At 68.7% G+C, this 24199-nt stretch carries 25 protein-coding genes; 12 read left to right on the forward strand and 13 right to left on the reverse strand.

Going from position 1 to position 24199, the window contains the following annotated elements; translation table 11 throughout:
• Nucleotides 1-77 precede the first annotated feature (77 nt).
• Nucleotides 78-1352, forward strand: a complete 1275-nt coding sequence (locus ACV22V_RS11880; protein WP_059527773.1) for an EAL domain-containing protein — start codon at nucleotides 78-80, stop codon at nucleotides 1350-1352.
• Between the two features lie 15 nt (nucleotides 1353-1367).
• On the opposite strand, the gene ACV22V_RS11885 is transcribed toward ACV22V_RS11880, so the two are convergent.
• Together ACV22V_RS11885 and ACV22V_RS11890 are read right to left on the reverse strand one after the other, a co-directional pair.
• On the reverse strand, nucleotides 1368-1982 hold the full coding sequence (locus ACV22V_RS11885) for a class I SAM-dependent methyltransferase (protein WP_059690566.1): 615 nt from the start codon (nucleotides 1980-1982) through the stop codon (nucleotides 1368-1370).
• 183 nt (nucleotides 1983-2165) lie between these two features.
• A complete protein-coding gene (locus ACV22V_RS11890) occupies nucleotides 2166-2690 on the reverse strand; it encodes an Mpo1 family 2-hydroxy fatty acid dioxygenase (protein WP_448013963.1) in 525 nt (174 codons plus the stop codon).
• A gap of 81 nt (nucleotides 2691-2771) precedes the next feature.
• Here ACV22V_RS11890 and ACV22V_RS11895 point away from each other — a divergent pair, with 81 nt between their 5' ends.
• Together ACV22V_RS11895 and chrA are read left to right on the forward strand one after the other, a co-directional pair.
• Complete coding sequence (locus tag ACV22V_RS11895; RefSeq protein ID WP_059527781.1) at nucleotides 2772-3479, forward strand: Crp/Fnr family transcriptional regulator; 708 nt, start codon at nucleotides 2772-2774, stop codon at nucleotides 3477-3479.
• Nucleotides 3480-3579: 100 nt separating this feature from the next.
• Nucleotides 3580-4791 carry a chromate efflux transporter gene (chrA, locus tag ACV22V_RS11900; RefSeq protein ID WP_448013964.1) on the forward strand — a complete coding sequence of 404 codons (1212 nt, stop codon included), beginning with the start codon at nucleotides 3580-3582 and terminating at the stop codon, nucleotides 4789-4791.
• Between the two features lie 112 nt (nucleotides 4792-4903).
• Here chrA and sodB read toward each other — a convergent pair whose 3' ends face one another.
• Complete coding sequence (sodB, locus tag ACV22V_RS11905) at nucleotides 4904-5482, reverse strand: superoxide dismutase [Fe] (protein WP_044848579.1); 579 nt, start codon at nucleotides 5480-5482, stop codon at nucleotides 4904-4906.
• A 240-nt stretch (nucleotides 5483-5722) separates the two neighbouring features.
• Entirely contained in the window at nucleotides 5723-7105 is a 1383-nt protein-coding gene (xseA, locus tag ACV22V_RS11910) for an exodeoxyribonuclease VII large subunit (RefSeq protein ID WP_448013966.1), read from the reverse strand.
• A gap of 450 nt (nucleotides 7106-7555) precedes the next feature.
• Between xseA and lpxK the strand changes: the two genes are divergently transcribed.
• The 5 genes from lpxK to ACV22V_RS11935 all read left to right on the forward strand — a co-directional run bounded on the left by lpxK (nucleotide 7556) and on the right by ACV22V_RS11935 (nucleotide 11520).
• Nucleotides 7556-8584, forward strand: a complete 1029-nt coding sequence (gene lpxK, locus ACV22V_RS11915; protein WP_059527790.1) for a tetraacyldisaccharide 4'-kinase — start codon at nucleotides 7556-7558, stop codon at nucleotides 8582-8584.
• The gene (locus ACV22V_RS11920) at nucleotides 8565-8768 is read left to right on the forward strand and encodes a Trm112 family protein (RefSeq protein WP_006750935.1); all 204 of its coding nucleotides are present in this window, start codon (nucleotides 8565-8567) and stop codon (nucleotides 8766-8768) included. Before lpxK ends, ACV22V_RS11920 begins: the two co-directional genes overlap by 20 nt.
• Nucleotides 8769-8886: 118 nt before the next feature.
• A complete protein-coding gene (gene kdsB / locus ACV22V_RS11925) occupies nucleotides 8887-9678 on the forward strand; it encodes a 3-deoxy-manno-octulosonate cytidylyltransferase (RefSeq protein ID WP_059527793.1) in 792 nt (263 codons plus the stop codon).
• 208 nt (nucleotides 9679-9886) lie between these two features.
• Nucleotides 9887-10549: an adenylate kinase gene (gene adk, locus ACV22V_RS11930; protein ID WP_059690572.1), complete on the forward strand. Its 663-nt coding sequence runs from the start codon at nucleotides 9887-9889 to the stop codon at nucleotides 10547-10549.
• Between the two features lie 212 nt (nucleotides 10550-10761).
• Nucleotides 10762-11520: an SDR family NAD(P)-dependent oxidoreductase gene (locus tag ACV22V_RS11935; protein ID WP_448013968.1), complete on the forward strand. Its 759-nt coding sequence runs from the start codon at nucleotides 10762-10764 to the stop codon at nucleotides 11518-11520.
• Nucleotides 11521-11598: 78 nt separating this feature from the next.
• Here ACV22V_RS11935 and ACV22V_RS11940 read toward each other — a convergent pair whose 3' ends face one another.
• Both ACV22V_RS11940 and murJ read right to left on the reverse strand, forming a co-directional pair.
• Nucleotides 11599-12441: a SirB1 family protein gene (locus tag ACV22V_RS11940; protein WP_059528320.1), complete on the reverse strand. Its 843-nt coding sequence runs from the start codon at nucleotides 12439-12441 to the stop codon at nucleotides 11599-11601.
• Between the two features lie 8 nt (nucleotides 12442-12449).
• Nucleotides 12450-14000, reverse strand: a complete 1551-nt coding sequence (gene murJ, locus ACV22V_RS11945) for a murein biosynthesis integral membrane protein MurJ (RefSeq protein WP_059527801.1) — start codon at nucleotides 13998-14000, stop codon at nucleotides 12450-12452.
• Between the two features lie 304 nt (nucleotides 14001-14304).
• Between murJ and rpsT the strand changes: the two genes are divergently transcribed.
• On the forward strand, nucleotides 14305-14577 hold the full coding sequence (gene rpsT, locus ACV22V_RS11950) for a 30S ribosomal protein S20 (RefSeq protein WP_006482211.1): 273 nt from the start codon (nucleotides 14305-14307) through the stop codon (nucleotides 14575-14577).
• Nucleotides 14578-14724: 147 nt separating this feature from the next.
• Here the strand turns inward: rpsT and ACV22V_RS11955 are convergent, their stop codons facing one another.
• On the reverse strand, nucleotides 14725-15045 hold the full coding sequence (locus tag ACV22V_RS11955; RefSeq protein WP_006762342.1) for a DUF3579 domain-containing protein: 321 nt from the start codon (nucleotides 15043-15045) through the stop codon (nucleotides 14725-14727).
• Between the two features lie 414 nt (nucleotides 15046-15459).
• On the opposite strand from ACV22V_RS11955, the gene argF reads away from it, so the two are divergent.
• A complete protein-coding gene (gene argF, locus ACV22V_RS11960) occupies nucleotides 15460-16389 on the forward strand; it encodes an ornithine carbamoyltransferase (RefSeq protein WP_059511839.1) in 930 nt (309 codons plus the stop codon).
• Nucleotides 16390-16508: 119 nt separating this feature from the next.
• Here argF and murB read toward each other — a convergent pair whose 3' ends face one another.
• Entirely contained in the window at nucleotides 16509-17558 is a 1050-nt protein-coding gene (gene murB, locus ACV22V_RS11965) for a UDP-N-acetylmuramate dehydrogenase (RefSeq protein WP_448013971.1), read from the reverse strand.
• A 136-nt stretch (nucleotides 17559-17694) separates the two neighbouring features.
• Here murB and ACV22V_RS11970 point away from each other — a divergent pair, with 136 nt between their 5' ends.
• Entirely contained in the window at nucleotides 17695-18180 is a 486-nt protein-coding gene (locus ACV22V_RS11970) for a YajQ family cyclic di-GMP-binding protein (RefSeq protein ID WP_006762345.1), read from the forward strand.
• Between the two features lie 82 nt (nucleotides 18181-18262).
• On the opposite strand, the gene plsY is transcribed toward ACV22V_RS11970, so the two are convergent.
• Nucleotides 18263-18901: a glycerol-3-phosphate 1-O-acyltransferase PlsY gene (gene plsY / locus ACV22V_RS11975; protein ID WP_448013972.1), complete on the reverse strand. Its 639-nt coding sequence runs from the start codon at nucleotides 18899-18901 to the stop codon at nucleotides 18263-18265.
• A gap of 167 nt (nucleotides 18902-19068) precedes the next feature.
• Nucleotides 19069-19560, reverse strand: coding sequence for an aminoacyl-tRNA deacylase (locus tag ACV22V_RS11980; RefSeq protein WP_448013973.1), 492 nt, complete (start codon nucleotides 19558-19560; stop codon nucleotides 19069-19071).
• A 279-nt stretch (nucleotides 19561-19839) separates the two neighbouring features.
• Between ACV22V_RS11980 and ACV22V_RS11985 the strand changes: the two genes are divergently transcribed.
• The gene (locus ACV22V_RS11985; RefSeq protein ID WP_448013974.1) at nucleotides 19840-21402 is read left to right on the forward strand and encodes a class I adenylate-forming enzyme family protein; all 1563 of its coding nucleotides are present in this window, start codon (nucleotides 19840-19842) and stop codon (nucleotides 21400-21402) included.
• A gap of 46 nt (nucleotides 21403-21448) precedes the next feature.
• On the opposite strand, the gene xerD is transcribed toward ACV22V_RS11985, so the two are convergent.
• From xerD to queG, 3 genes are all read right to left on the reverse strand, one after another.
• Complete coding sequence (gene xerD / locus ACV22V_RS11990) at nucleotides 21449-22417, reverse strand: site-specific tyrosine recombinase XerD (protein WP_059701822.1); 969 nt, start codon at nucleotides 22415-22417, stop codon at nucleotides 21449-21451.
• Entirely contained in the window at nucleotides 22417-22884 is a 468-nt protein-coding gene (locus ACV22V_RS11995) for a methylated-DNA--[protein]-cysteine S-methyltransferase (RefSeq protein WP_059701962.1), read from the reverse strand. The genes xerD and ACV22V_RS11995 overlap by 1 nt, the downstream gene beginning before the upstream one ends.
• 63 nt (nucleotides 22885-22947) lie before the next feature.
• The gene (queG, locus tag ACV22V_RS12000; protein ID WP_448013976.1) at nucleotides 22948-24183 is read right to left on the reverse strand and encodes a tRNA epoxyqueuosine(34) reductase QueG; all 1236 of its coding nucleotides are present in this window, start codon (nucleotides 24181-24183) and stop codon (nucleotides 22948-22950) included.
• Nucleotides 24184-24199: the final 16 nt, after the last annotated feature.

The following is a 24199-nucleotide window of genomic DNA, read 5'->3' on the forward strand; positions in this document are numbered from 1 at the left end:
CACGGGGCCCGATGCCGTGCATGCTTCTTGCTCGCCTATTCTGTAGGTAAACTGGCAGTCTTCCTTCGGCCGACATCATGAGCATGATCGACATCGATCCACCCGGCTTTCAGCCGCCCCGCCCCGTCGCCGGCGACGACGGCAAGCGGCGCACCGTGCTGTACGGTGCGTACACCGTGTTCAGCGTGTTCCAGCCCGTTTTCTCGGTGTCGCACCGCCGCGCGATCGGCTACCACGCGTCGCTGCGCGCGCACGACGAGGACAGCCGCCAGGTCGCGTCGCACGAGGTGTTCACGCAGGCGGCGCGGCGCGGCGACCTGCTCGAGCTCGGCCGGCTCGCCGAATCGCTGCATCTCGGCAACTTCCACGCGTTCGACAGTCACGACGAGTGGCTCTTCCTGAGCCTGCATCCGGCCGCGCTGATGGACACCGTCTACGGCGACGCGCTGCTCGCGAACCTGAAGGCGCTCGGCCTGCCGCCGCATCGCGTGGTGCTCGAAGTGCCCGAGCAGGCAGGCGGCGAGACGCCGCGCTATGCGGCGATCGTCGACGGCCTGCGCAAGGCCGGCTTCCTGATCGCGCTCGGCGGCTTCGGCGCGAAACATTCGAACATCGACCGCGTGTGGCACCTGCATCCCGACATCGTCACGCTCGACCGCGGGATCCTCGCCCAGGCGAGCGAACACTCGCATCTCGAGCGCGTGCTGCCGGGGCTCGTGTCGCTGCTGCACGAATCCGGCCAGCTCGTGCTGATGGGCGGGCTCTCGACCGAGCGCGACGCGCTGATCGCGCTCGAATGCGATGTCGATTTCGTGCAAGGGCAGTACTTCGCGGGGCCGAGCGTCGACCCCGTGCAACCGCAAGCCGCCGCGGGCTGCATGGATACGCTGTCGGCCGCGTTGCGGCTGCGCGTCGCGCAACGCGAGCGCACGCAGGCCGAACGCCTCGCGCCGTATGTCGCCGCGCTTGAGGAAGCGAGCCGGAAGCTCGTCGCGGGCGAATCGCTGATCGACGCCGCCGGCGCCGTGCTCGGATTGCCGGAAACCGCGCGCTGCTTCCTGCTCGACGCATCGGGCCGCCAGATCGGCGACAACGTGCTCGCGCGCGGCAGCGTATCGCAGCGGGCGAAACGCTTCCGGCCGCTGCTGCATTCGGAAGGCGCGAGCTGGGAGCGCCGCCCCTACTTCATCCACGCGATGCGCGCGCCGGGCCGCGTGCATCTGACGCCGCCGTACCTGTCGATCAACGAAGCGCACCTGTGCGTGACCGCATCGATCGCCGCGCCAGCCGCGACCGGCATGCAGGTGCTGTGCGTCGACATCAACTGGGAAGCGGCGCTCAACCGCGAATGAGTTCGCGCGCCGCGCTCATGCGGCGCCATCGATGGCGTCGTCCCGGCGCGCGATCAGCCGATGCACGCGCTTGCCCGACGACGCGCTGACCACCTCGTGCTCGTCGATCACGTGCATGCCGGGGCCGAGCGCCGCGTGCATGCGCGCCGAATCGAGCGGTGTGTACAAGCGGCCGCGCTCGTCGCGCAACGCGCCGTTGCCGGCCACCCGCCAGCTCAGGTACAACGTGCCGCCGGGCATCAGCAGCGCGGCCAGCCGCGCGGCCGCCGCGGCGGCATCGGCCTGCTCGAGATGCATGACGACCGTCTCGCACAACACGTTTCGAAACGCGCCGGACGGCACGCCCGCGAGCGCCGGCAGCGCGGCCAGTTCGAACGTCAGCGACGGGTGACGCAAGCGTGCCTCGGCGAGCAGCGCCGCGCTCGCATCGTAGCCGCGCACGTCGAATCCTTGCGACGCGAGCCACGCAGTGTCGCGCCCCGCGCCGCAGCCGACGTCGGCGGTCGGCCCCGGCGAGAAATACTGCTCGAGCAGCGCATACATGTCGTCGGGGGCGGCCTGGTCGAGCCAGTCCTGCGCGTATTGCGCGGCATGGGCTTCGTAGGCATCGAGAGTCGGGCGATCCACCATGGCGATTGCTCCGCGTACGCGTCCTGTCGTGCGACGCATCCCGCATCTTAGCCGTTGCGCATCGCGCGTGGTGTGGCGCGGGGGTCCTATGCGGCGAGCACGAGCCACGCGGCGGCCGCGGCGGCCCTGGCGGCCGGATCGGTCGAGCATGCGCCGAACCCGCAGACCGGCGCGGCCGGCGTGTCAGACATGCGAGTGCACGCCGCCGTGAACCGGGCCCGCGCGCCGCTCGACTTCGCGGCGCACGTCGCCGCGCAGGCCCGCGAAGAACGCGACTTCGGCGACGACGAACAGCGGCCCGACCATCAGGCCGACCAGGTCGTCGACGAACGCGGGCTTGCGCCCCTCGAACCAGTGCCCGACGAACTGCACGATCCAGCCGACCACGAACGCGCCGATGCCGATCCCGAGCCATTGCGCGGTCGGCAGCACCGCGAGCGTCTGCGCGGCCCACAGGCCGAGCGCGAACAGCGCGGTCATCACCAAGCCGAAGCGCAGGTCGAGACGCAGGTAGAACACCGCGAACGCCACCGCAAGCAGCAGCGCCGGCGACAGCGCGACGCCCACCAGCACACCGATCGCCGGCCGTGACAGCAGCACCTCGACCGCAAACACGATCATCGGAATGCCGACCAGATGCGTCGCGATGTTGCGCGCGTCGCGATGGTAGGCCGCATACTGGGAAAGGTGATCCTCGAGCGTCTTCATGGTGTCTCCTGAACGATCATTGGGCGCTATGATGCGCGTCACGCCCGACAACCTCTGTCAGCTACCCGACATCGCGTGTCCATGCCCTCGCCGCTCGCCCCGTACCTGCCGCAGCTCGAAGCGCACCCGTGGTTCGCCGCGCTGCCGCCCGCGTTGCGCGAGGCGTTGCTCGCCCGCGCCGCGTTGCGGCACCTGCCGGCCGGCCAGGCGCTGTTCCGCCGCGGCGACCCGCCGTGCGGGCTGTATGCGGTGCTGGCCGGTTCCCTCACCATAGGCGCGGTCGATCCGCAGGGCAAGGAAGCGCTGCTGACGGTCGCCGAACCCGTCACATGGTTCGGCGAGATCGCGCTGTTCGACGGCCAGCCGCGCACGCACGACGCAATCGCGCTCGACGACACGCTGCTGCTGCACGTCCCGCAGGCCGCGCTGCTCGCGATGCTCGACGCGACGCCGCAATACTGGCGGCAGCTCGCGCTGTTGATGGCGCAAAAGCTCCGGCTGAGCTTCCTGACCGTCGAATCGATGAGCGTGATGCCGGCCGCGCAGCGGCTTGCCGCGCGGCTGCTGATGATCGCCGACGGCTACGGCGGAATCAGCGCCGGCCGCACGCGCATCCGGCTGTCGCAGGAAAAGCTCGCGGCGATGCTGTCGCTCACGCGGCAAACCACCAACCAGCTGTTGAAGGCGCTGCAGGCCGACGGCATCGTGCGGCTGCATGTCGGCGAAATCGAACTCGTCGACGTCGACGCGCTGCGCCGCGCGAGCGGCCTGTCCGACGGTACGCACTGACCGCACCCCGACGACGCCGCGCAATCGCCGCCACGCCGCATTCCCGCCGTCATCGCATTGCGCTATCGTGGCGGCTCGTTCGCCCTCCCCGCATCCGCTCTTGAACACGTCCACCGTCACCACTCCGTCCCGCCATGCGTGGCCCGTATTCGTCGCGTTCCTGCGGCTCGGCCTCACGTCGTTCGGCGGCCCCGTCGCGCATCTCGGCTACTTCCGCGACGCGTTCGTCACGCGGCGCGGCTGGCTGACCGAGCGCGCCTATGCGGATCTCGTCGGCCTGTGCCAGTTCCTGCCGGGGCCGGCGAGCAGCCAGGTCGGGATGGCGATCGGCCTGTCGCGCGCGGGCTACGCGGGGATGTTCGCCGCATGGCTCGGCTTCACGCTGCCGTCCGCGCTGCTGATGATGCTGTTCGCGCTCGGCGTCCACGCGACGGGCATGCCGGTCGCGGCAGGCGCGTTGCACGGGTTGCGCATCGTGTCGGTCGCGGTGATCGCGCAGGCGGTGTGGGGCATGGCGCGCACGCTGTGTCCGGATGCGCGCCGCGTCACGCTGATGGCGATCGCGGCCTGCATCGCGCTGCTCGTCCCGGCCGCGTGGCTGCAGGTGGTCGTGATCGTCGCGGCAGGCGCCGCCGGTCTCATGCTGTTGCCGCAGCCCGAGCGCGGCGCCCACGATCCGTTGCCGCTGCACGTGTCGCACCGCGCGGGCGTGCTGTGGCTCGTGCTGTTCGCCGCGCTGATCGTCGCGCTGCCGGTGGCGGCGAGCGCGCTGCGCTCGCACACGCTCGCCGTCGTCGACGCATTCTTCCGCACCGGCGCGCTGGTGTTCGGCGGCGGCCACGTGGTGCTGCCGCTGCTGCAAGCGGCCGTCGTCGCGCCGGGCTGGGTCGGCGATTCGGCATTTCTCGCCGGCTATGGCGTCGCGCAGGCCGTGCCGGGGCCGCTCTTCACGTTCTCGGCCTTCCTCGGTGCATCGCTGCGCGACGCGCCGAACGGCTGGCTCGGCGGGACGATCGCGCTGGTGTCGATCTTCGCGCCGTCGTTCCTGCTCGTCGCGGGCACGGCGCCGTTCTGGGAACGCCTGCGCCGCAGCACGCGCATGCAGGCCGCGCTCGCGGGCGTGAACGCGGCGGTCGTCGGGCTGCTGCTCGCCGCGCTCTATCACCCGGTGTGGAGCGACACGATCGTGTCGCCGCGCGACTTCGCGGCCGCGCTCGTCGCATTCGTCGCGCTCGTGTTCTGGCGCGTGCCGCCGTGGGCCGTCGTGATCGCGAGCGCGGCGCTCGGCTGGTTGTCGGGGATGATCGTTTGATCGGGTGAATGACGCGCGTCGACTCACGCCCGACGAAAGCAAAAAAGCCCTCTTGACGAGGGCTTTTTTTGGGGTGTGCCGCGCGCCGCGGAGGCGCGCAGGATGCCCGGACTTACGCGAAGTTCTTCGCTGCGAAGTCCCAGTTCACGATGTTCCAGAACGCTTCGACGAACTTCGGACGTGCGTTGCGATAGTCGATGTAGTACGCGTGTTCCCACACGTCGATCGTCAGCAGCGGCTTGTCGGCCGTCGTCAGCGGCGTGGCGGCGTTGCTCGTCGACACGATGTCGAGCGAACCGTCGGCCTTCTTCACGAGCCATGCCCAGCCCGAACCGAACGTGCCGACCGCGGCCTTCGTGAACGCTTCCTTGAATGCGTCGTACGAACCCCACTTCGCGTTGATCGCGTCGCCCAGCGCGCCCGACGGTGCGCCGCCGCCGTTCGGCGACAGGCTGTTCCAGAAGAACGTGTGGTTCCAGATTTGCGCGGCGTTGTTGAAGATGCCGCCCGACGACTTCTTCACGATCTCTTCCAGCGACAGGTTTTCGAATTCCGTGCCCGGGATCAGATTGTTCAGGTTCGTCACATATGCCTGGTGATGCTTGCCGTAGTGGTACTCGATCGTCTCTTTCGAGATGGTCGGCGCGAGTGCGTCTTCAGCGTACGGGAGCGGCGGGAGCGTATGAGCCATGGCGATTCCTTCGTTGAGTATGTAGGGAGGCTGTGTTGAATGCTGCCGAGCGTCCGATTGTAGGCGAGTCCGAATATCCCCGCAAACTCACGGGCATTTATCCGCGGTATGCAGAAAATCGCCGCTGGCGCTTCATCCGGCAGGACGAGACGACGATGCGCAGCATCCGTTCCCGCGTCCGGCGACCGGTATATCCGGACCGCCGGGCGCGCGACCTTCGTTTCGCTTACGCCGCCGTCGTCACATCGTGTCGGTCAGCCGCGGCTGCACGTCGGCGAGCGACACGTCGGCCGAGCCTTCCGCAAGATGCACGGTGAGTCGGCGCTGCGGCTTCAGCGCGCTCGGCGCGCGCACCGCGCGACCGGTCTGCGTGTCGATCAGCGCCGCATAGCCGCGCTCGAGCGTGCGCTGCGGGCTCAGCACCTCGAGCCGCGCCGCGCAGGCCGACACGCGCGCGGTATCGCGCTCGTGACGGCGCTGCAGCGCCACCGCGAGACGTTGCGACAGCCCGGCGAGCGCCTGACGCGCCTGCGCCGGATCGGGCCGCGCGCGCTGCCAGCGCAATTGCGCGAGCGCGAAACGCGCGCGCGCGTCGCGCACCGGCCGCGACGCCGCCGACGCGAGCCGCACCGCCAGCTGTTCGACGTGCGTGCGTTGCCGCTGCAGCCGTTCGGCCGGGCTGACCAGCCGGCGCGCGAGCCAGTCGAGCTGCTGCGCACGCTGCTCGAGCCCGCGTTCCAGGCTGCGCGCAAGCGCGCGCTGACGGTCGGCAACCTCGCGCAACAGCAACGCGCGCTGCGGACTCGCGAGCTCGGCCGCGCCGGTCGGCGTCGGCGCGCGCAGGTCGGCCGCGAAGTCCGCGATCGTGAAATCGGTTTCGTGGCCGACGCCGCTGACGACCGGCAGTTCGCTCGCCGCGATCGCTCGTGCGAGCGCTTCGTCGTTGAACGACCACAGATCCTCGATCGACCCGCCTCCGCGACAGACGAGCAGCACGTCGACCTCGCGCCGCGCATTCGCGGTCTGCACGGCCGCGACGAGCTTTTCGGCGGAACCGGCACCCTGCACGGGCGCCGGATAGACGATCACCGGAATGTGCGGCGCGCGGCGCGCGAGCGTGGTCAGCACGTCGCGCAGCGCGGCGGCCTGCAGCGACGTGACGATGCCGATCGCGCGCGGGTGCGCCGGCAGCGGCCGCTTGCGCTCGGCTGCGAACAGCCCTTCCGCCTCGAGCTGCGCCTTCAGCCGCAGGAACGCCTCGTACAAGCGCCCTTGGCCCGTGCGCCGCACGGCCTCGACGTTGAGCTGCACTTCGCCGCGCGGCTCGTACATCGTGACGACCGCGCGCACCTCGATCCGGTCGCCTTCGCGCGGCGTGAATTCCGCGTACTGCGCGCGACCGCGGAACATCACGCAGCGCATCTGCGCCTGCTGGTCCTTGATCGAGAAATACCAGTGGCCGCTCGCGGCACGCGTGAAATTCGACACTTCGCCCGAAATCCACAGCAGCGGAAACGAGCGCTCGAGCATCGTCGAAATCGCGCGATTGAGCGCCGAAACGGGAATCACTTCGTCGCCGCCACGCGCGGCGCCGGGAGCGGAAAAAGGGGAGTCGGAAAGCATGGGCGGTCGGATGAATGCTGGCGGCGACACGATAGTCCGACACGCGCGCGGCGTCCAGCGCCGGCCGCGCGCACTGCAACACACGGAAGGTGTCCACACTCTGGCAATCGTCCGCCAAAAACGCTTGAAAACCGCGAAAAAAACCAGACAATTCCGCGTAACGCGTTGATTTTTATATATTTTTAAACCTTACAATTTTGTTCGACGCCGATTCGAAGTCCATCCGGCGGGCGTTTGACGCGGATGGGCGGGGAGTTTTTCACAGAGTTATCCACAACCCACTCCGATCTGACCCCATCGGATGCGTCGCCCGGCCGCGCTTGCCGCGCCCGCGTGCGGCGCGCTAGAGTGCCGCCTTCCGAAGACCTTGCGGCACGCGCCGCCCAACGGAGAATCCGTCTTGATGAATCCGTCCCACGCCGCGGTGCACGACGCGCCGCATCCGGTCCGATGAGCGCGCCCGGCGGCCCGCTCGCGCGGCTCGAAGCACGGCTCACGCGCGAATGGCAGCGACGCGGCGCCCTCGCCTGGGCGCTCACGCCGTTCGCGTGCGTGTTCGGCCTGTGCGCGGCGCTGCGCCGCACGGCCTACGCGCAGGGCTGGAAGCAACCGGTCGACGTCGGCGTGCCCGTCGTCGTGGTCGGCAACGTGACCGTCGGCGGCACCGGCAAGACGCCGACCGTGATCGCGCTCGTCGACGCGTTGCGCGCGGCCGGGTTCACGCCGGGCATCGTGTCGCGCGGCTACGGCGCGAACGTGAAGGCCCCCACCGCGGTCACGCCGGCATCGCGCGCGAGCGCGGCCGGCGACGAGCCGCTGCTGATCGCGCGCCGCACCGGCGCGCCGGTGTGGGTATGCCCCGACCGCGTCGCGGCCGCGCAGGCGCTGCGCGCCGCGCACCCGGACGTCGACGTGATCGTCAGCGACGACGGCCTCCAGCACTATCGCCTCGCCCGCACGGTCGAGCTCGTCGTGTTCGACCACCGGCTCGGCGGCAACGGCTTCCTGCTGCCGGCCGGGCCGCTGCGCGAGCCGCTGTCGCGCCACCGCGACGCGACGCTCGTCAACGATCCGTACAGCGGCGCGCTGCCGCCGTGGCCCGACACCTATGCGCTCGCGCTCACGCCGGGCGCCGCGTGGCACCTCGACCAGCCGGCGCTGCGCCGCCCGCTGTCTCAATTCGCGAACGAGCGCGTGCTCGCCGCGGCCGGCATCGGCGCGCCGGAACGCTTCTTCGCGACGCTGCGCGCGGCCGGCCTCGCACCGGCGACGCGCGCGCTGCCCGATCACTACGCGTTCGCCGACAATCCGTTCGTCGACGACGCGGTCGATGCGATCCTGATCACCGAGAAGGATGCAGTAAAATTGGGCGCTTCCTGGCGCGACGCTCGGCTGTGGGTCGTCCCCGTCGAAGCCGCGCTCGATCCTCGCCTCATTGCCCTCGTTGTGGAGAAACTCCGTGGACGCTCGCCTGCTTGAAATCCTTGTGTGCCCTATCTGCAAAGGCCCGCTCCACTATGACCGCGCCGCGCAGGAGCTGATCTGCAACGCGGACAAGCTCGCCTACCCGATCCGCGACGGCATCCCCGTGATGCTCGTCGACGAAGCACGCCAGACCGTCGAAGGCACGCCGGTCGACCCCGCCGGCCCGGCCGGCAGCTGACGCCGCAGCGCCGCACCGACGCCTGGCCGCGGTTCGCCGCGGCCGCGTGCCGGCCCCTGCCCCGGGCGGCCCGCCTTCGACGCGCCGCCCGCCCCGCTCTTCTCACCGCCCAGCCCCGATGACTCATCCGCAGCCCTTCATCGCCGTCATTCCTGCCCGGCTCGCGTCGACGCGTCTGCCGAACAAGCCGCTCGCCGATCTCGGCGGCAAGCCGATGGTCGTCCGCGTCGCCGAGCGTGCGCGCGAAGCGGGCGCGCAGCAGGTGCTCGTCGCGTCCGACGCGCAGAGCGTGCTCGACGCGGCCCGCGAGCACGGTTTCGAAGCGGTGCTGACGCGCGCCGACCATCCGTCGGGCACCGACCGGCTCGCCGAAGTCGCCGCGACGTTCGGGTGGAGCGACGACACCGTCGTCGTCAACGTGCAGGGCGACGAACCGCTGATCGACCCGGCGCTCGTGCGCGACGTAGCGTCGCACCTCGCCGCGCATCCGGACTGCGCGATCGCGACCGCGGCGCACCCGATCCACGCCGCCGCCGACGTGTTCAACCCGAACATCGTGAAGGTCGCGCTCGACGCGCGCAACGTCGCGATGTACTTCTCGCGCGCGCCGATTCCGTGGAGCCGCGATGCGTACCAGCCGCACTGGCCCGACGTCGCGGCCATGCCGGCACCGGCCTTTCCGGTCCATCGTCACATCGGCCTCTACGCGTATCGCGCGCGTTTTCTGCGCACCTATCCGTCGCTCGCACAGGCGCCGATCGAGCAGGCCGAGCAGCTCGAACAGCTGCGCGCGATGTGGCACGGCGAGCGCATCGCGGTGCTGATCACCGAGCATGCGCCCGAAGCCGGCATCGACACGCCGGCCGATCTCGCACGCGTGCAGGCCCTTTTTCGGCCGGGTTCAAAATAACCCGTGGCATAATCAGGCGATTGTGCGAGCCGTCCGCGACCCGCGCGTCCTCGCTTGACCCCGCCACGGCCCGCCCCGGCAGCCGCGCGTCGCTTTTCGCCGACGCGCCGCATCAGACCGGTCCGCCGCGCGCAAGGCAAGCCCCGCGCACGCTGTCGCCGACGCTTTTACGTCTCGCCATACGAATCTACATACTGGAGATATCACCATGCGTTTGATCCTGTTGGGCGCGCCCGGCGCGGGAAAGGGCACCCAGGCAAACTTCATCAAGGAAAAGTTCGGCATCCCGCAAATCTCGACGGGCGACATGCTGCGCGCGGCCGTCAAGGCCGGCACGCCGCTCGGCATCGAGGCGAAGCGCTTCATGGACGAAGGCAAGCTCGTGACGGACGACCTGATCATCGGTCTCGTGAAGGAGCGCCTGAAGGAAGCCGATTGTGCGAACGGCTATCTGTTCGATGGCTTCCCGCGCACGATCGCGCAGGCTGACGCGATGAAGGACGCCGGCGTCGCGATCGATTACGTGCTCGAAATCGACGTCCCGTTCTCGGAGATCGTCGAGCGCATGAGCGGCCGCCGCACGCACCCGGCGTCGGGCCGCACGTACCACGTCAAGTTCAATCCGCCGAAGGTCGAGGGCGTGGACGACGTGACGGGCGAACCGCTGATCCAGCGCGACGACGACAAGGAAGAAACCGTCAAGAAGCGTCTCGAAGTGTACGAAGCGCAGACCAAGCCGCTCATCAAGTACTACGGCGACTGGGCGCAGCGCGGCGAGGAAAACGGCCTGAAGGCCCCGCAGTATCGCAAGATCTCGGGCCTCGGCAGCGTCGACGAAATCCGCGAGCGTGCGTTCGACGCACTGAAGTAAGCACAGCGTCGTGCACCGCAAGCCGCCCTTCCGGGCGGCTTTTTTTCGTCTGCTGCAGCCGTTTCGTCTGACCTGGGTTCGCACGACCGTGCCGCAATGGCCGGTGCGCAACGGCGCCCCGTACAATCGATCGAACGCGTGCGCCGTGTGGACCGGCGCACCGGCCCTTCCTCCGATCGACCGGCATCGGACCCAAAACCAAGGAGACAGTGATGGAGATTCGCGGCAACGTCTTTCTGATCACGGGCGGCGCATCGGGCCTCGGCGCCGGAACGGCCCGCATGCTCGCGCAGGCCGGCGGCAAGGTCGTGCTCGCCGACCTGAACGAGGCGGCCGGCACGGCGCTCGCGACCGAGCTGGGCGGCCTGTTCGTGCGCTGCGACGTGTCGAGCGAGGCCGATGCGCAGGCGGCCGTCGACGCCGCGACGCGCGCGGGCACGCTGCGCGGCCTCGTGAACTGCGCGGGCATCGCGCCCGCCGCGAAAACTGTCGGCAAGGACGGCGCGCATCCGCTCGACGTATTCGCGAAAACGATCAACGTGAACCTGGTCGGCACCTTCAACATGATCCGGCTTTCGGCCGCTGCGATGGCGGCGACCGCGCCGAACGACGGCGGCGAGCGCGGCGTGATCGTCAACACCGCGTCGGTCGCGGCCTACGACGGACAGATCGGCCAGGCCGCGTACGCGGCGTCGAAGGCCGGCGTCGCGGGCATGACGTTGCCGATCGCACGCGACCTGTCGCGCAGCGGCATCCGCGTGATGACGATCGCGCCCGGGCTGTTCGAGACGCCGATGCTGCTCGGCATGCCGAAGGACGTGCAGGACGCGCTCGGCGCGATGGTGCCGTTCCCGCCGCGGCTCGGCAAACCGGACGAATACGCGATGCTGGTGCGCCAGATCGTCGAAAACCCGATGCTCAACGGCGAAGTGATCCGCCTCGACGGCGCGATCCGGATGCAGCCGAAGTAAGGGCCTCGCAATTGCAAATGAAAAACGCCCGCGATGCGGGCGTTTTCACGTTCGGCGTTTCGGCGCTACCGCGACGGCTCAGTCCTCGTCGTCGCGCTGCATCCGCTGCCGCAACTCGGTCACCTGCGATTCGACGACGGTCGCGTCGTCCGCATCGGGCCGCTCGCCGAGATACTGCTCGAGATCCTCGAGCGCCGGGCGCAGATAGTCGAGCCGCGCATAGGCGAAGCCGCGGTCGCGCACCTCGTCGAGCTGTTCCGGCAGCAGGATCACGAGCCGCTGCTGCACGGCAAGCAGCCGCTGCCAGCGTTCCGTCTGCAGGTAGATCGTCTTCAGGTTGCGCAGCATCCGCGCGATGATCTCGCGGCTCGTGGCCGGCTGCAGCAGCGCGCGCAATGCGCTGTCGACCGCGCCCGCCGCACGCGCGACGTACGGCTCGAGCATCTCGACCATCTCGGCTTCGGACAGCGAATGACCGTTGGTCGGATCGATGATCAGGTCGCCGTCCGGCAGCGTCACGCGCAGCAGGAAGTGGCCGGGAAACGACACGCCGCGCGCCGGCACGCCGATCTGCTCGGCGAGCTCCAGGTACAGCACCGACAGCGAGATCGGAATCCCGCGCCGCCGCTTCAGCACCGCGTTCAGGTGGCTGTTATCGGGGTCGTAGTAATCGTTGTGATTGCACGCGAAGCCGAGTTCGCGGAAGAAGAACTCGTTCAGCGCGGCGACGCGGTCCTTCAGGTCCGCATCGTCGGCGAGCCGGCGGCGCAGCCGCGCGGCCAGCATGTCGATTTCGGCCAGCGTGCCCTGCAGGTCGAGGTCGGGATACGCGTCCTGTGCGAGCGACAGCGCGGTTTCCGTGACGGGCAGACTGTCGTCGTCCGCCACGAGCGTGCTGAAGTAGTCGAGGACGCGGGTCATTGCGGTCGTCACTTGGCGCGCCTTCTGAAGTAAGCGTATTTGAAGCCCATCACCCACAACATACCGAAATATAGTGCAGCGAACAGCACCAGGCACGCCGCCATCAGCGCGATGCGATCGAGCGGCTGCGCGCGCATGCCGGTCCAGTCGAAGCTGATCGCGCACCAGTGCATCAGGCCCGCGAGCACGAGCGCCGCGCCGATCAGTTGCATGAAGAAGCGCAGCCAGCCCGGCGACGGCTGGTAGATGCCGCGCTTGCGCAGCCCGAGGAACAGCAGCAGCGAGTTCAGGCATGCGCCGACGCCGATGCTCAGCGTGAGGCCCGCATGGCCGATCAGCGGCACGAACACGTAGTTCGAGATCTGCGTGACGATCAGCACGCCGATCGCGATCTTCACGGGCGTCTTGATGTCCTGCTTCGCGTAGAAGCCCGGCGCGAGAATCTTGATCAGGATGATGCCGACGAGGCCGATCCCGTAGGTCGCGAGTGCGCGTGCGACCATCGTGACCGTATGCGCGTCGAACTTGCCGTAGTTGAACAGCGTCGCGGTGAGCGGCGTCGCGAAGAAGAACAGCGCGAGCGCGCTCGGCGCCGCGAGCAGGAACGTGACGCGCAGCCCCCAGTCGAGCAGTGCCGAATACTCGTGCGAATCGGCGTCGACGTGCGCCTTCGACAGGCTCGGCAACAGGATCGTGCCGAGCGCGACCCCGAGCAGCGCGGTCGGGAATTCCATCAGGCGGTCGGCGTAGTTGATCCACGACACGGCGCCCTGCCCGAGCCGCGACGCGATGTTGGTGTTGATGATCAGCGACAGTTGCGCGACCGACACCGCGAACGTCGCGGGCACCATCTTCGCGAGCACGCGCTTCACGCCGGGATGACGCAGCGCGCGCACCGGGTTGAGGCCGATCAGCGGCACCATGTCGATCTTCTTCAGCCCCGGCAGCTGCACGATGAACTGCAGCACGCCACCGACGATGACGGCCCATGCGAGCGCGTAGACCGGCACCTTCAGGTGCGGCGCGACGAACACGGCCGCGGCGATGAACGCGACGTTGAGCAGCACCGGCGCGAACGCCGGCAGCGAGAAGCTCTTGTAGGTATTCAGCACGCCGGACGCGAGCGTCGTCAGCGAGATGAACACGATGTACGGGAACATGATCCGCGTCATCGTGACCGCGAGCGGGAACGCCTGCCCGTCGGTATGCAGGCCGGACGCGACCGCGAACACGACCCACGACGCGCCGGCGATCCCGAGGACCGACAGTACGGCGAGCGCCCAGGCGAGCACGGTCGACATCGCGTCGACGAGCGCCTTGGTCGCATCGTGCCCCTGCTGGTTCTTGAACTCGGCCAGGATCGGCACGAACGCCTGCGAGAACGCGCCTTCGGCGGACAAGCGGCGCAGCAGGTTCGGGATGCGGAAAGCGACGTAGAACGCGTCGGTGTATTGACTGGCGCCGAACGCACGGGCGATCAGCGTCTCGCGGGCCAGTCCGGTCACGCGCGACAGCAGCGTGAAGCCGCTGACCGTCAGCAGGGCTCGGAATAGATTCATGGGGCGCTTATTATACGGACGTTGCGTGTCCCGGCACGGGCGGATGCCGAAAAGGGCCCACGTCGCCGGCGCCCCCGTCCGGCCGACGTCACGTTGACCTTGCCACGCGCTTGATTTTGTTGCTATAATCGCCGGTTTCTGAGCCTGTTACATGCACGGCGCCTGTCGTTTTCATGTCTCGGCCTCGGTTAAAATCACCGTTTTTTATGCGCCCCTGGGCAATCGTTCTCAGGGGACGGATCGAAAAGCAGCGCTTGGCCGTCAGGCTCCAAGCTCTGGAAACAGGACAGGATAAGGAACCGTCATGGCTAACTCCGCACAAGCACGCAAGCGCGCCCGCCAAGCCGCGAAGGCAAATTCGCACAACTCGGCGCTGCGCTCGAAATTCCGTACCGCGATCAAGTCGGTTCGCAAGGCTGTTGAAGCCGGCGACCAGGCAAAGGCTGCCGAGCTGTTCAAGGCTGCCGTGAAGACGATCGACACGATCGCCGACAAGAAGATCGTTCACAAGAACAAGGCCGCTCGCAGCAAGAGCCGCCTCGCCGCAGCCGTCAAGGGTCTGCAGGCAGCAGCGTAAATCCGGTGCGCCCGCTCTCGCGGGCGTTCCTGTTTCCTGCGATCGCAAAAAAGCCCGCCTAGGCGGGCTTTTTGTCGTGCGTCGCCTGCGCATCGCGCCGGGCGACCATCAAATGCAGGCGCGGGATGCTCCCCTCGCCCGCCCAACTCACTTCTTCTCGTTGTAGTCCGGCAATTCGCACGCCTCGGTGACGACGAGGTTGTTGTCCTTCGCGAAGTTCAGCACGAAATCGAACGCCATTGGCTCGATGTCGCGCAGCCGGGAATCGAGGATCACGCACTTCAGATCGCCGAGCATCGTCGGGCGCACGTACAGCGAATATTTCAGGCGCGCGTTCGGCCCGCTCGCACCCGGCCCGAAACAGGCCATCACGCCGGCCAGACGCTCCGACCAGTCGCTCGGGCGAAACTTTTTCCCGTCTTTCGTGATGCCCTGGATGAAGAATTCGGTCGGAGGGGTTTCAGCCATGTGGTTACCCAAGTGACGGCCCGGCGATGTCCAGGCGACGGCGCCTGGATACGCGAACACAAAGCTGGAGTGGACGGCGACACATGCGCTCCGATATCCCGAAAACAGGACGTCGCTGCGTGCCGCCGGCGCGCCGCACCGGATTTGTGCAGCGCATGGCTTGTGTCCGGCAGAGCGCGAAGAGCCTTGCCTGCCGGGCTGGAGAAAACTTTTTGATTATACCGCAGCGCGACATCGCGCGTCGTCTCGCGGCCCCTCTTCCGGCATCCTCCCGTGCGCGCGACGATCCCGCCCCGGTTTTCGGCGCGGCTCGTCAAAGCACAGAAAATCCTTTATGCTGCTTTGAGTTATCCACACCCGACCGGCGGCGCCGTCCGGCCCCGCTGCCGGTCCAGACCCGCCGTATTTCGTTTCATGACCGCCAAAACCATTCGTCACTACCTGCAGTTCAAGGATTTCTCGCTGGAAGACTACGAGTACGTGCTCGAACGCACGGGTATCCTGAAGCGCAAGTTCAAGAACTACGAGACCTATCACCCGCTCCACGACCGCACGCTCGCGATGATCTTCGAGAAGAGCTCGACGCGCACGCGCCTGTCGTTCGAAGCCGGCATCTTCCAGCTCGGCGGCCACGCGGTGTTCATGAGCACGCGCGACACGCAGCTCGGCCGCGGCGAGCCGGTCGAGGATTCCGCGCAGGTCATCTCGCGGATGGTCGACATCATCATGATCCGCACGTTCGAGCAGGACGTGATCACGCGCTTCGCGGAAAACTCCCGCGTGCCGGTGATCAACGGCCTGACCAACGAATACCACCCGTGCCAGGTGCTCGCCGACATCTTCACGTACTACGAGCACCGAGGCCCGATCGCCGGCAAGACGGTCGCTTGGGTCGGCGATGCGAACAACATGCTGTACACGTGGATCGAAGCCGCGCAGATCCTCGGCTTCAAGCTGCGCCTGTCGACGCCGCCGGGCTACGCGCTCGACATGAAGCTCGTGTCGCCGGACAGCGCGCCGTTCTACGAGGTGTTCGACGATCCGAACGAAGCGTGCAAGGGCGCCGATCTCGTGACGACCGACGTGTGGACGAGCATGGGCTTCGAAGCCGAGAACGAAGCGCGCAAGCAGGCATTTGCCGACTGGTGCGTCGACGAGGAAATGATGGGCCACGCGAACGCGGACGCGCTCTTCATGCACTGCCTGCCCGCGCACCGCGGCGAGGAAGTGACGGCCGGCGTGATCGACGGCCCGCAGAGCGTCGTGTGGGACGAGGCGGAAAACCGCCTGCACGTGCAGAAGGCGCTGATGGAGTTCCTGCTGCTCGGCCGCCTCAAGCACTGATCGCAGCACCCGCGCGCCGCCGGCATCGGGCGGCATGCGAAAAAAGCGCCGATCGACGATCGGCGCTTTTTGTTTGTACGGGGCGAAAGCGAATGAAATGCGCGGTACGAAGCGCCGCGTTACAGGCACACCGGCTCGGGTTCGAGCTCGACGCCGAACCGCTCACGCACGTCGTCCTGGATCGCGCGCGCCAGCGCCAGGACCTCGGCGCCCGTCGCGCCGCCGCGATTCACCAGCACGAGCGCCTGCCGGTCGTGCACGGCCGCCGCGCCGAGCGCGCGCCCCTTCCAGCCGCAGCGGTCGATCAGCCAGCCGGCCGCGAGCTTCACGTGCCCGTCCGGCTGCGGATACGACACCACGTCCGGCACGCGCGCGCGCAGCGCGTCGAACTGCGCGGCGTCGATCACCGGATTCTTGAAGAAGCTGCCCGCGTTGCCGAGCACGAGCGGATCGGGCAGCTTCGCGCGGCGGATCGCGACGACCGCGTCGAACACGTCGCGCGGCGTCGCCGCGTCCGGCGCGATGCCGCGCGCGTCGAGCTCGCGCGTGACATCGGCGTAGCCGAGCCGCGGCGTCCAGCGCTTGGGCAGCCGGAACGTCACCGCCACGATTGCGAAGCGGCCGCGCCCTTCCCGCTTGAAGAAGCTGTCGCGATAGCCGAACGCGCAGCGCGCGGCGTCGAAGTGCTCGCTGCGCCCCGTCGCGAGCTCGACGGCGACCAGCGAGTCGAAATACGTCTTCATCTCGAGGCCGTACGCGCCGATGTTCTGGATCGGCGCGGCGCCGACGGTGCCCGGAATCAGCGCAAGGTTCTCGAGGCCAGGCATCCCGTGCTCGAGCGTCCACGCGACGAACGCGTGCCAGATCTCGCCGCCGCCGGCCTCGACGTACCATGCGTCGTCGTCCTCGCGCACGACGCGGCGGCCGGCGATCTCGTCGAGCAGCACGACGCCGTCGAAATCGCGCGTGAACACGACGTTGCTGCCGCCGCCGAGCACGAGCTGCGGCAGCGACGCGACGCGCGGGTCGCGGTGCAGCGCCTCGAACTGCGCCGCCTGCGTGATGCGCGCGGCAAAGCGCGCCTTCGCGGCGATGCCGAACGTATTGTGCGCGGCAAGCGGATGGTCGGGGAGCAGCGACAGGGCGGAATCGTCAGGAGGCATCGGCATTCGCGGTCACGTCCGCCGGGCGGCCTTATGGCCGGCCTTGGGCAAACGGAGGGGCATCGGTAAAATGGCAAACAGTCCGCAATTATAGCGAGTGCCCGCGCGCGAGCCGGGCGCCCGCATCTCAAGGGAGAATGCCATGCCATCGTTCGACGTCGTTTCCGAAGCGAACATGATCGAAGTGAAGAACGCCATCGAGCAGTCGAACAAGGAAATTTCGACGCGCTTCGACTTCAAGGGCTCCGACGCGCGCGTCGAGCAGAAGGAGCGCGAGCTGACGCTGTTCGCCGACGACGATTTCAAGCTCGGCCAGGTCAAGGACGTGCTGATCAACAAGCTCGCGAAGCGCAACGTCGACGTGCGCTTCCTCGACTACGGCAAGGTCGAGAAGATCGGCGGCGACAAGGTCAAGCAGATCGTCACCGTGAAGAAGGGCGTGACGGGCGACCTCGCGAAGAAGATCGTCAGGCTCGTGAAAGACAGCAAGATCAAGGTGCAGGCGAGCATCCAGGGCGACGCGGTGCGCGTGGCCGGCACGAAGCGCGACGACCTGCAGAGCGTGATCGCGATGCTGCGCAAGGACGTGACCGACACCCCGCTCGACTTCAACAACTTCCGCGACTGATCGACGCCGTCGACCGGTCATGCCGCGCCGCCGGGCCCCGCACGCAGGGCGCCCCGGCGGGCGGCAGCAGTCATCCCCTTCCTCAGACCTTCCCGCCGTCCTGCGCGCCGCCGTCGGACGCTGCTTTCTTCTTGTCGCCGATCCGGCTTTCCTGCCCCGCCAGCAGCTTCGAGATGTTGCCGCGGTGGCGCCACACGAGCAGCACGCTCATCGCGAGCACGGCCCACGCGACCGGGTTGTGGCCGGTGCCGAACAGGAACACGTCGAACACCGGCGCGAACACGGCCGCCACCAGCGCCGCGAGCGACGAATAGCGGAAGAAGAACGCGACGATCAACCAGGTCAGCGCGGTCGCCAGGCCGAGCACCGGATGCACGGCGAGCAGCACGCCGGCCGCGGTCGCGACGCCCTTGCCGCCCTGGAAGCGGAAGAACACCGGATACAGGTGGCCGATGAACACGGCGATCGCAACCCACGCGACGGCGACGTCGGACAGCCCGAAGTGCCGCCCGAGCCAGACGGCGAGCCAGCCCTTGAACGCATCGCCGACGAGCGTCAGGATCGCGGCCTTCTTGTTGCCGCTGCGCAGCACATTGGTCGCGCCGGGATTCTTCGACCCGTACGAACGGGGATCGGCCAGGCCCATCGCGGCGCTGACGACGACGGCGAACGACACCGAACCGATCAGGTAGGCAACAAGTGCGGCGAGCAGGATCTGCATGCGGAGAACTCTTCTTTCAACGTATCGGTGAAGGGGCGGCCGGGCACGGCATGCCGGCCGGTTGCGGCGAACCGCCGGCAGGCCGTGGCGGCCGGCCGTGCGGGCCGACCGGCCGAAACGGCGCTCATTCTACCGAACGAGCACGGCCTGCCACGAAGGTGAAACCCTCAGTCGACGCTCGCGCACTGCACGGGCGTCGCGCCGAGCAGCGTCGTGAGCACCGTCGGCGCGAGGCTGACGAGATAGCCGCGGCGGCCGCCGTTCAGGTAGATCGTCGGCAATTCGAGGATGGTCGACTCGACGTACACGGGCATCGTCTTGCGCGTACCGAACGGCGACGTGCCGCCGACCAGATAGCCGGAATGGCGGTTCGCGACGTCGGGCTTGCACGGCTCGACGCGCTTCGCGCCGATCTGCCGCGCGAGGTTCTTGGTCGACACCGTGCGGTCGCCGTGCATCAGCACGATCAGCGGCTTCGCGTGCTCGTCCTCCATCACGAGCGTCTTCACGACGCTGTGTTCGTCGACGCCGAGCTGGCGCGCCGACTCGCCGGTGCCGCCGTGCTCGACGTAATCGTACGGATGCTCGCCGAAGGCGGCGCCGTGGCGGCGCAGCAGCTGGGTCGCGGGTGTCTCGGACACGTGTCTGGATTTGCTCATGGCGCCATTTTAATGGCGAACGACCGGCGGGCGGGCGTCGACACGCGATCGCACCGTCCCGTGTTCGGGGCGGCATGCCGCGCACCGGCGGTATACTCGCGGCCCTTTTGCACCGGTGTCCCGGGCGAGCACCCGTCGCCGCGGTGCGCCCGTCCATCATCATTGCGCACATCGCGAAGTGCTATTGCCCGATTGGCCGATTGTGGCGCGCCCGCCGTCATGGCACGATCGTTCGCAAAACTTGCCGCGCCGCCGCCCGGCCCTTCTTCTGGAGACGCCATGTCCTCGCCTGTCCGTTCATCCGCGCTGCTCGACGTTCCGGCGCTGCTCGCCGCCTTGCCCGAGCGCATCGCCGACGTGCCCGCCCGCTGGGCCGCGCAAGCGCCCGCGCATCCGGCGCTGATCGAGGACGCGCGCCGCCTGTCGTACGGCGAGCTGTCGCGCGCGGTCGATGCGACTGCCGAGCGGCTCGCGCGCCTCGGCGTGCACGGCGGCGATCGCGTGATGATCGTCGCGGAAAACAGCATCGCGCAGATCGTGCTGCTGTTCGCAGCGGCGCGCGTCGACGCATGGGCGCTCGTGTCGAACGCGCGGCTGTCGGCCGGCGAACTCGACGCGATCGCCGCGCATGCGCGGCCGAAGCTGATCGCGTTCGCGACGGAGGCATCGCCCGATGCGCGCGCACACGCGGCGCGCCACGACGCGACGCCGGCCGACGCGCTGCCGGTCGACATCGGCGCGTGGTCGTACCGCATCGACCCGAGCGCGCCCGACGAACCGGTGGCGGCCGATGGCGCCGCGCAATGCGCGGCGCTGATCTACACGACCGGCACGACGGGTTCGCCGAAAGGCGTGATGCTGTCGCACCGCAACCTGCTGTTCATCGCGGCGACGTCGAGCGCGCTGCGCCGCGTGTCGCCGGACGACCTCGTCTACACGGTGCTGCCCGTGTCGCACGTATACGGGCTCGCGTCGGTCTGCCTCGGCAGCCTGTACGCGGGCGCGACGCTGCGGCTCGCGCCGCGCTTCTCGCCGGAAGCCGTGCGCGTCGCGCTTGCCGACGAAGGCGTGACGATCTTCCAGGGCGTGCCCGCGATGCACGCGAAGCTGCTCGAGCACCTGCACACGCATGCGCACGCGTGGCGCGCGCCACGGCTGCGTTTCGCGTATTCGGGCGGCTCGCCGCTCGACGCCGACCTGAAGGCGCGCGTCGAGCGCGTGTACGGCGTGCCGCTGCACAACGGCTACGGAATGACCGAGAGCAGCCCGACGATCACGCAGACGCCGCTCGACGCGCCGCGTGCCGACTGCTCGGTCGGCATGCCGATCCCGGGTGTCGAGATGCGGATCGTCGCGCCGGACGGCGCCGACGTGCCGCAGGGCGAAGTGGGTGAAATCCGCGTGCGCGGGCCGAACGTGATGCTCGGCTACTACCGCAACGCGGAGGCCACGCGCGCGGCCGTGTCGCCCGACGGCTGGCTGAGCACCGGCGATCTCGCGCGCCAGGAAGCCGACGGCTCGGTGACGATCGCGGGCCGCAGCAAGGAGCTGATCATCCGCTCGGGCTTCAACGTGTATCCGGTCGAAGTCGAACAGGTGCTGAACGCGCACCCGGACGTCGTGCAGGCGGCCGTCGTCGGCCGCGCGGTCGAGGGCAACGAGGAAGTGCTCGCATTCGTCGAACTGGTGCCGGGCGCGACCGCGACCGAGGCCGCGCTGCAGGCGTGGTGCGCGGAACGGCTCGCGCCTTACAAGCGCCCCGCGCGCATCCGCGTGCTCGATGCGCTGCCCGCCGCATCGACGGGCAAGGTGCTGAAGCACAAGCTGCGCGAACTCGCGTGACGCGCGGGCGCGGGCCCCATCCCGCGTGTGGCCGACGCGCGCCGCGCTAGCCGCGCGGGTGGTGCTGCGCGTGCAGCGTCTTCAGCCGCTCGCGCGCGACGTGCGTGTAGATCTGCGTGGTCGAGATGTCGCTGTGGCCGAGCAGCAACTGCACGACGCGCAGGTCGGCGCCGTGGTTCAGCAGATGCGTCGCGAATGCGTGCCGCAGCGTATGCGGCGACAGATGCGCGCGCACGTCGGCCTGCTGCGCGTGGCGCTTGATGATGTTCCAGAACTGCTGGCGCGTCATCCCGTCGCCGCGTCCGGTCACGAACAGCGCGTCGGCCGCGCGCGCGCCGAGCAGCGCGGGCCGCGCGTCGCGCAGGTAGCGCTCGATCCAGCCGTGCGCGACTTCGCCGAACGGCACGAGCCGTTCCTTCGAGCCCTTGCCCATCACCCGCACGACGCCCTCGTTGAGCCCGACCTCGACGGTCTTCAGCGTGACGAGTTCGCTCACGCGCAGCCCGCTCGCGTACATCAGCTCCAGCATCGTGCGATCGCGCAGGCCGAGCGGCGTGCCGATGTCGGGTGCGCCGAGCAGCGCTTCGACCTGCGCCTCGGACAGCGTCGACGGAAACCGCGCGGCCTGTTTCGCCGACGTGATCCGCAGCGTCGGGTCCGCGCTCGCGCGATGCTCGCGTACGGCCCAGCCGTAATAGCGACGGAACACCGACAGCCGCCGGTTCGACGACGTCGCCTTGCCGTCGCTGCGCGCGGCGATGTAGCCGGTCACCATCGCTTCGTCGACCGAGTCGAGCGACGCGTCGTGCGTCGCGGCCAGCCAGTGCGAAAACAGCATCAGATCGCGCCGGTACGCATCGAGCGTGTTGCGCGCGAGCCCGTGTTCGAGCCACAGCGCGTCGCAGAACACGTCGATCGACGCGCGGCTCGCGAGCAGCGCGGGCGAAGCCGCGGCCTCGTCGCCATTGGCGTCGGGCGCGGAGTCGGAATCGGGGGAAAGCAAGGGTTCACTCATCAGTACGGCACGCCTTCGTGCGCCAGCAGCCAGCGCTTCACTTTCTGGTAATAGCCATTGTCGTCGTGGTTCGCGAAGCCGCCGAGGCCGCCTGCCGCCACGACGCGATGGCACGGAATCACGAGCGGGAAATAGTTCGCGCCGCACGCCTGGCCGACCGCGCGCGGCGCGCTGCCGATCCGCTTCGCGACTTGCCCGTAGGTCAGCACCGTGCCCGGCGGAATGTCGCTGATCACGTTCCACACGCGATGCTGGAAAGCACTGCCGACGTCGGCGAGCGGCAGGTCGAAACGCGCCGACGCGCGCTCGAAATAACGTTCGATCTGCTCGACCGCGCGCTGCGCGAGCGGCGAGTCCGGATCGACCGATTTGACCGACTCGGGCAGATAGACGATCTCGCGCACCACCGCGGCATCGGTGCGAATGCCGACCTTGCCGAACGGTGCGTCGATGACTGCGTTGAACATGAGCTTCTCCTCACCGGTGAAACGCGCGGCGCCCCCGCGCGCCGACGACACTTTACGCCGCCTTCATGCGGCACGCAGCGCCCATTCGACATGCTCGCGCACGACCGGCGACGGATCGTCGGCCCGTGCACGCAACGCGGCGACGATCGCGTCGCGCGCATCGGGCGCGAGCCGGCCGGCCGGTGCGCGCAACGCATTGCCGAGGCCGACCGCCAGATTGCGCAGCCAGCTTTCGTATCCGATGCGCCGGATCGCGCTGCCCTGCATGCGCGTGTCGAACGCGTCGGCATCCCAGCCGAACAGCTCGACGAGCGTCGCGCGGTCGAGCCCGTGCCGCACGTCGAAATCGGCGACGGGCGCGGCCTGCGCGAACTTGTTCCACGGGCACACGAGCTGGCAGTCGTCGCAGCCGTATACGCGGTTGCCGATCATCGGCCGCAGCGGCTCCGGAATGCTGCCTTTCAGTTCGATCGTCAGGTAGGAAATGCAACGACGCGCGTCGACGCGATACGGTTCGACGATCGCGCCGGTCGGGCACGCGCCGATGCAGCGCGTGCAACTGCCGCAATGCGCGCCGGGCGTCTCGGGCGCGACGTCGGGCGCGGTTTGCGCGTCGGTCGGCAACGGCACGTCGACGTAGATCTCGCCGAGGAAGAACAGCGAACCCGCGTCGCGCTGCAGCAACAACGTGTGCTTGCCGCGCCAGCCGACGCCGGCCTTCTGCGCGAGCTCGACCTCGAGCACCGGCGCCGAATCGGTGAACACGCGGTAGCCGAATGCGCCGATCTCGCGCTCGATGCGCTCCGCGAGCGTCTGAAGCCGGTTGCGCAGCACCTTGTGATAGTCGCGGCCGCGCGCGTAGATCGACACGACGGCCGCCTGCGGATCGTCGAGACGCGCGCGCTCGCGTGCGCGCCAGTCGTGCGGCACGAGCGCGCCGGATGACGCGTCGGGGGTGTCGGCGGCGAGCGTTTCGGCCGGCAGATAGGCGAGTCGCGCCGAGATCACGCGTCGCGTACCGGCCACAAGTTCGGCCGGCCGCGCGCGTTTCATCCCGTGTTTCGCCATATAATCCATTTCGCCGTGGTACCCGGCTTCCAGCCAGGCGGCGAGGCCCGCTTCGGCATCCGAGAGATCGGTATCGCTGATGCCGATCGCCCCGAAACCCAATTCGCGCCCCCACGCCCTGATGCGCGCGGCGAGCGCTGTCAACGTCGCATCATCGAGCGCGCATGGCGCCGCGCCTTCGGCACGTGTCGAAGGTCTGTCGGATGCGGCGAGTTCCGGTAATCGGTTCATCGCACTATTTTACGAG

This window comes from Burkholderia sp. AW33-5 (assembly GCF_053427615.1).

What these genes read in the sequence shown, in the direction of transcription:
- ACV22V_RS11880 (WP_059527773.1), top strand. Translation starts at nt 78, where the DNA reads ATGAGCATGATCGACATCGATCCACCCGGCTTTCAGCCGCCCCGCCCC.
- ACV22V_RS11885 (WP_059690566.1), bottom strand. Translation starts at nt 1,982, where the DNA reads ATGGTGGATCGCCCGACTCTCGATGCCTACGAAGCCCATGCCGCGCAA.
- ACV22V_RS11890 (WP_448013963.1), bottom strand. Translation starts at nt 2,690, where the DNA reads ATGAAGACGCTCGAGGATCACCTTTCCCAGTATGCGGCCTACCATCGC.
- ACV22V_RS11895 (WP_059527781.1), top strand. Translation starts at nt 2,772, where the DNA reads ATGCCCTCGCCGCTCGCCCCGTACCTGCCGCAGCTCGAAGCGCACCCG.
- sodB (WP_044848579.1), bottom strand. Translation starts at nt 5,482, where the DNA reads ATGGCTCATACGCTCCCGCCGCTCCCGTACGCTGAAGACGCACTCGCG.
- xseA (WP_448013966.1), bottom strand. Translation starts at nt 7,105, where the DNA reads ATGCTTTCCGACTCCCCTTTTTCCGCTCCCGGCGCCGCGCGTGGCGGC.
- lpxK (WP_059527790.1), top strand. Translation starts at nt 7,556, where the DNA reads ATGAGCGCGCCCGGCGGCCCGCTCGCGCGGCTCGAAGCACGGCTCACG.
- kdsB (WP_059527793.1), top strand. Translation starts at nt 8,887, where the DNA reads ATGACTCATCCGCAGCCCTTCATCGCCGTCATTCCTGCCCGGCTCGCG.
- adk (WP_059690572.1), top strand. Translation starts at nt 9,887, where the DNA reads ATGCGTTTGATCCTGTTGGGCGCGCCCGGCGCGGGAAAGGGCACCCAG.
- ACV22V_RS11935 (WP_448013968.1), top strand. Translation starts at nt 10,762, where the DNA reads ATGGAGATTCGCGGCAACGTCTTTCTGATCACGGGCGGCGCATCGGGC.
- ACV22V_RS11940 (WP_059528320.1), bottom strand. Translation starts at nt 12,441, where the DNA reads ATGACCCGCGTCCTCGACTACTTCAGCACGCTCGTGGCGGACGACGAC.
- murJ (WP_059527801.1), bottom strand. Translation starts at nt 14,000, where the DNA reads ATGAATCTATTCCGAGCCCTGCTGACGGTCAGCGGCTTCACGCTGCTG.
- rpsT (WP_006482211.1), top strand. Translation starts at nt 14,305, where the DNA reads ATGGCTAACTCCGCACAAGCACGCAAGCGCGCCCGCCAAGCCGCGAAG.
- ACV22V_RS11955 (WP_006762342.1), bottom strand. Translation starts at nt 15,045, where the DNA reads ATGGCTGAAACCCCTCCGACCGAATTCTTCATCCAGGGCATCACGAAA.
- argF (WP_059511839.1), top strand. Translation starts at nt 15,460, where the DNA reads ATGACCGCCAAAACCATTCGTCACTACCTGCAGTTCAAGGATTTCTCG.
- murB (WP_448013971.1), bottom strand. Translation starts at nt 17,558, where the DNA reads ATGCCGATGCCTCCTGACGATTCCGCCCTGTCGCTGCTCCCCGACCAT.
- ACV22V_RS11970 (WP_006762345.1), top strand. Translation starts at nt 17,695, where the DNA reads ATGCCATCGTTCGACGTCGTTTCCGAAGCGAACATGATCGAAGTGAAG.
- plsY (WP_448013972.1), bottom strand. Translation starts at nt 18,901, where the DNA reads ATGCAGATCCTGCTCGCCGCACTTGTTGCCTACCTGATCGGTTCGGTG.
- ACV22V_RS11980 (WP_448013973.1), bottom strand. Translation starts at nt 19,560, where the DNA reads ATGAGCAAATCCAGACACGTGTCCGAGACACCCGCGACCCAGCTGCTG.
- ACV22V_RS11985 (WP_448013974.1), top strand. Translation starts at nt 19,840, where the DNA reads ATGTCCTCGCCTGTCCGTTCATCCGCGCTGCTCGACGTTCCGGCGCTG.
- xerD (WP_059701822.1), bottom strand. Translation starts at nt 22,417, where the DNA reads ATGAGTGAACCCTTGCTTTCCCCCGATTCCGACTCCGCGCCCGACGCC.
- ACV22V_RS11995 (WP_059701962.1), bottom strand. Translation starts at nt 22,884, where the DNA reads ATGTTCAACGCAGTCATCGACGCACCGTTCGGCAAGGTCGGCATTCGC.
- queG (WP_448013976.1), bottom strand. Translation starts at nt 24,183, where the DNA reads ATGAACCGATTACCGGAACTCGCCGCATCCGACAGACCTTCGACACGT.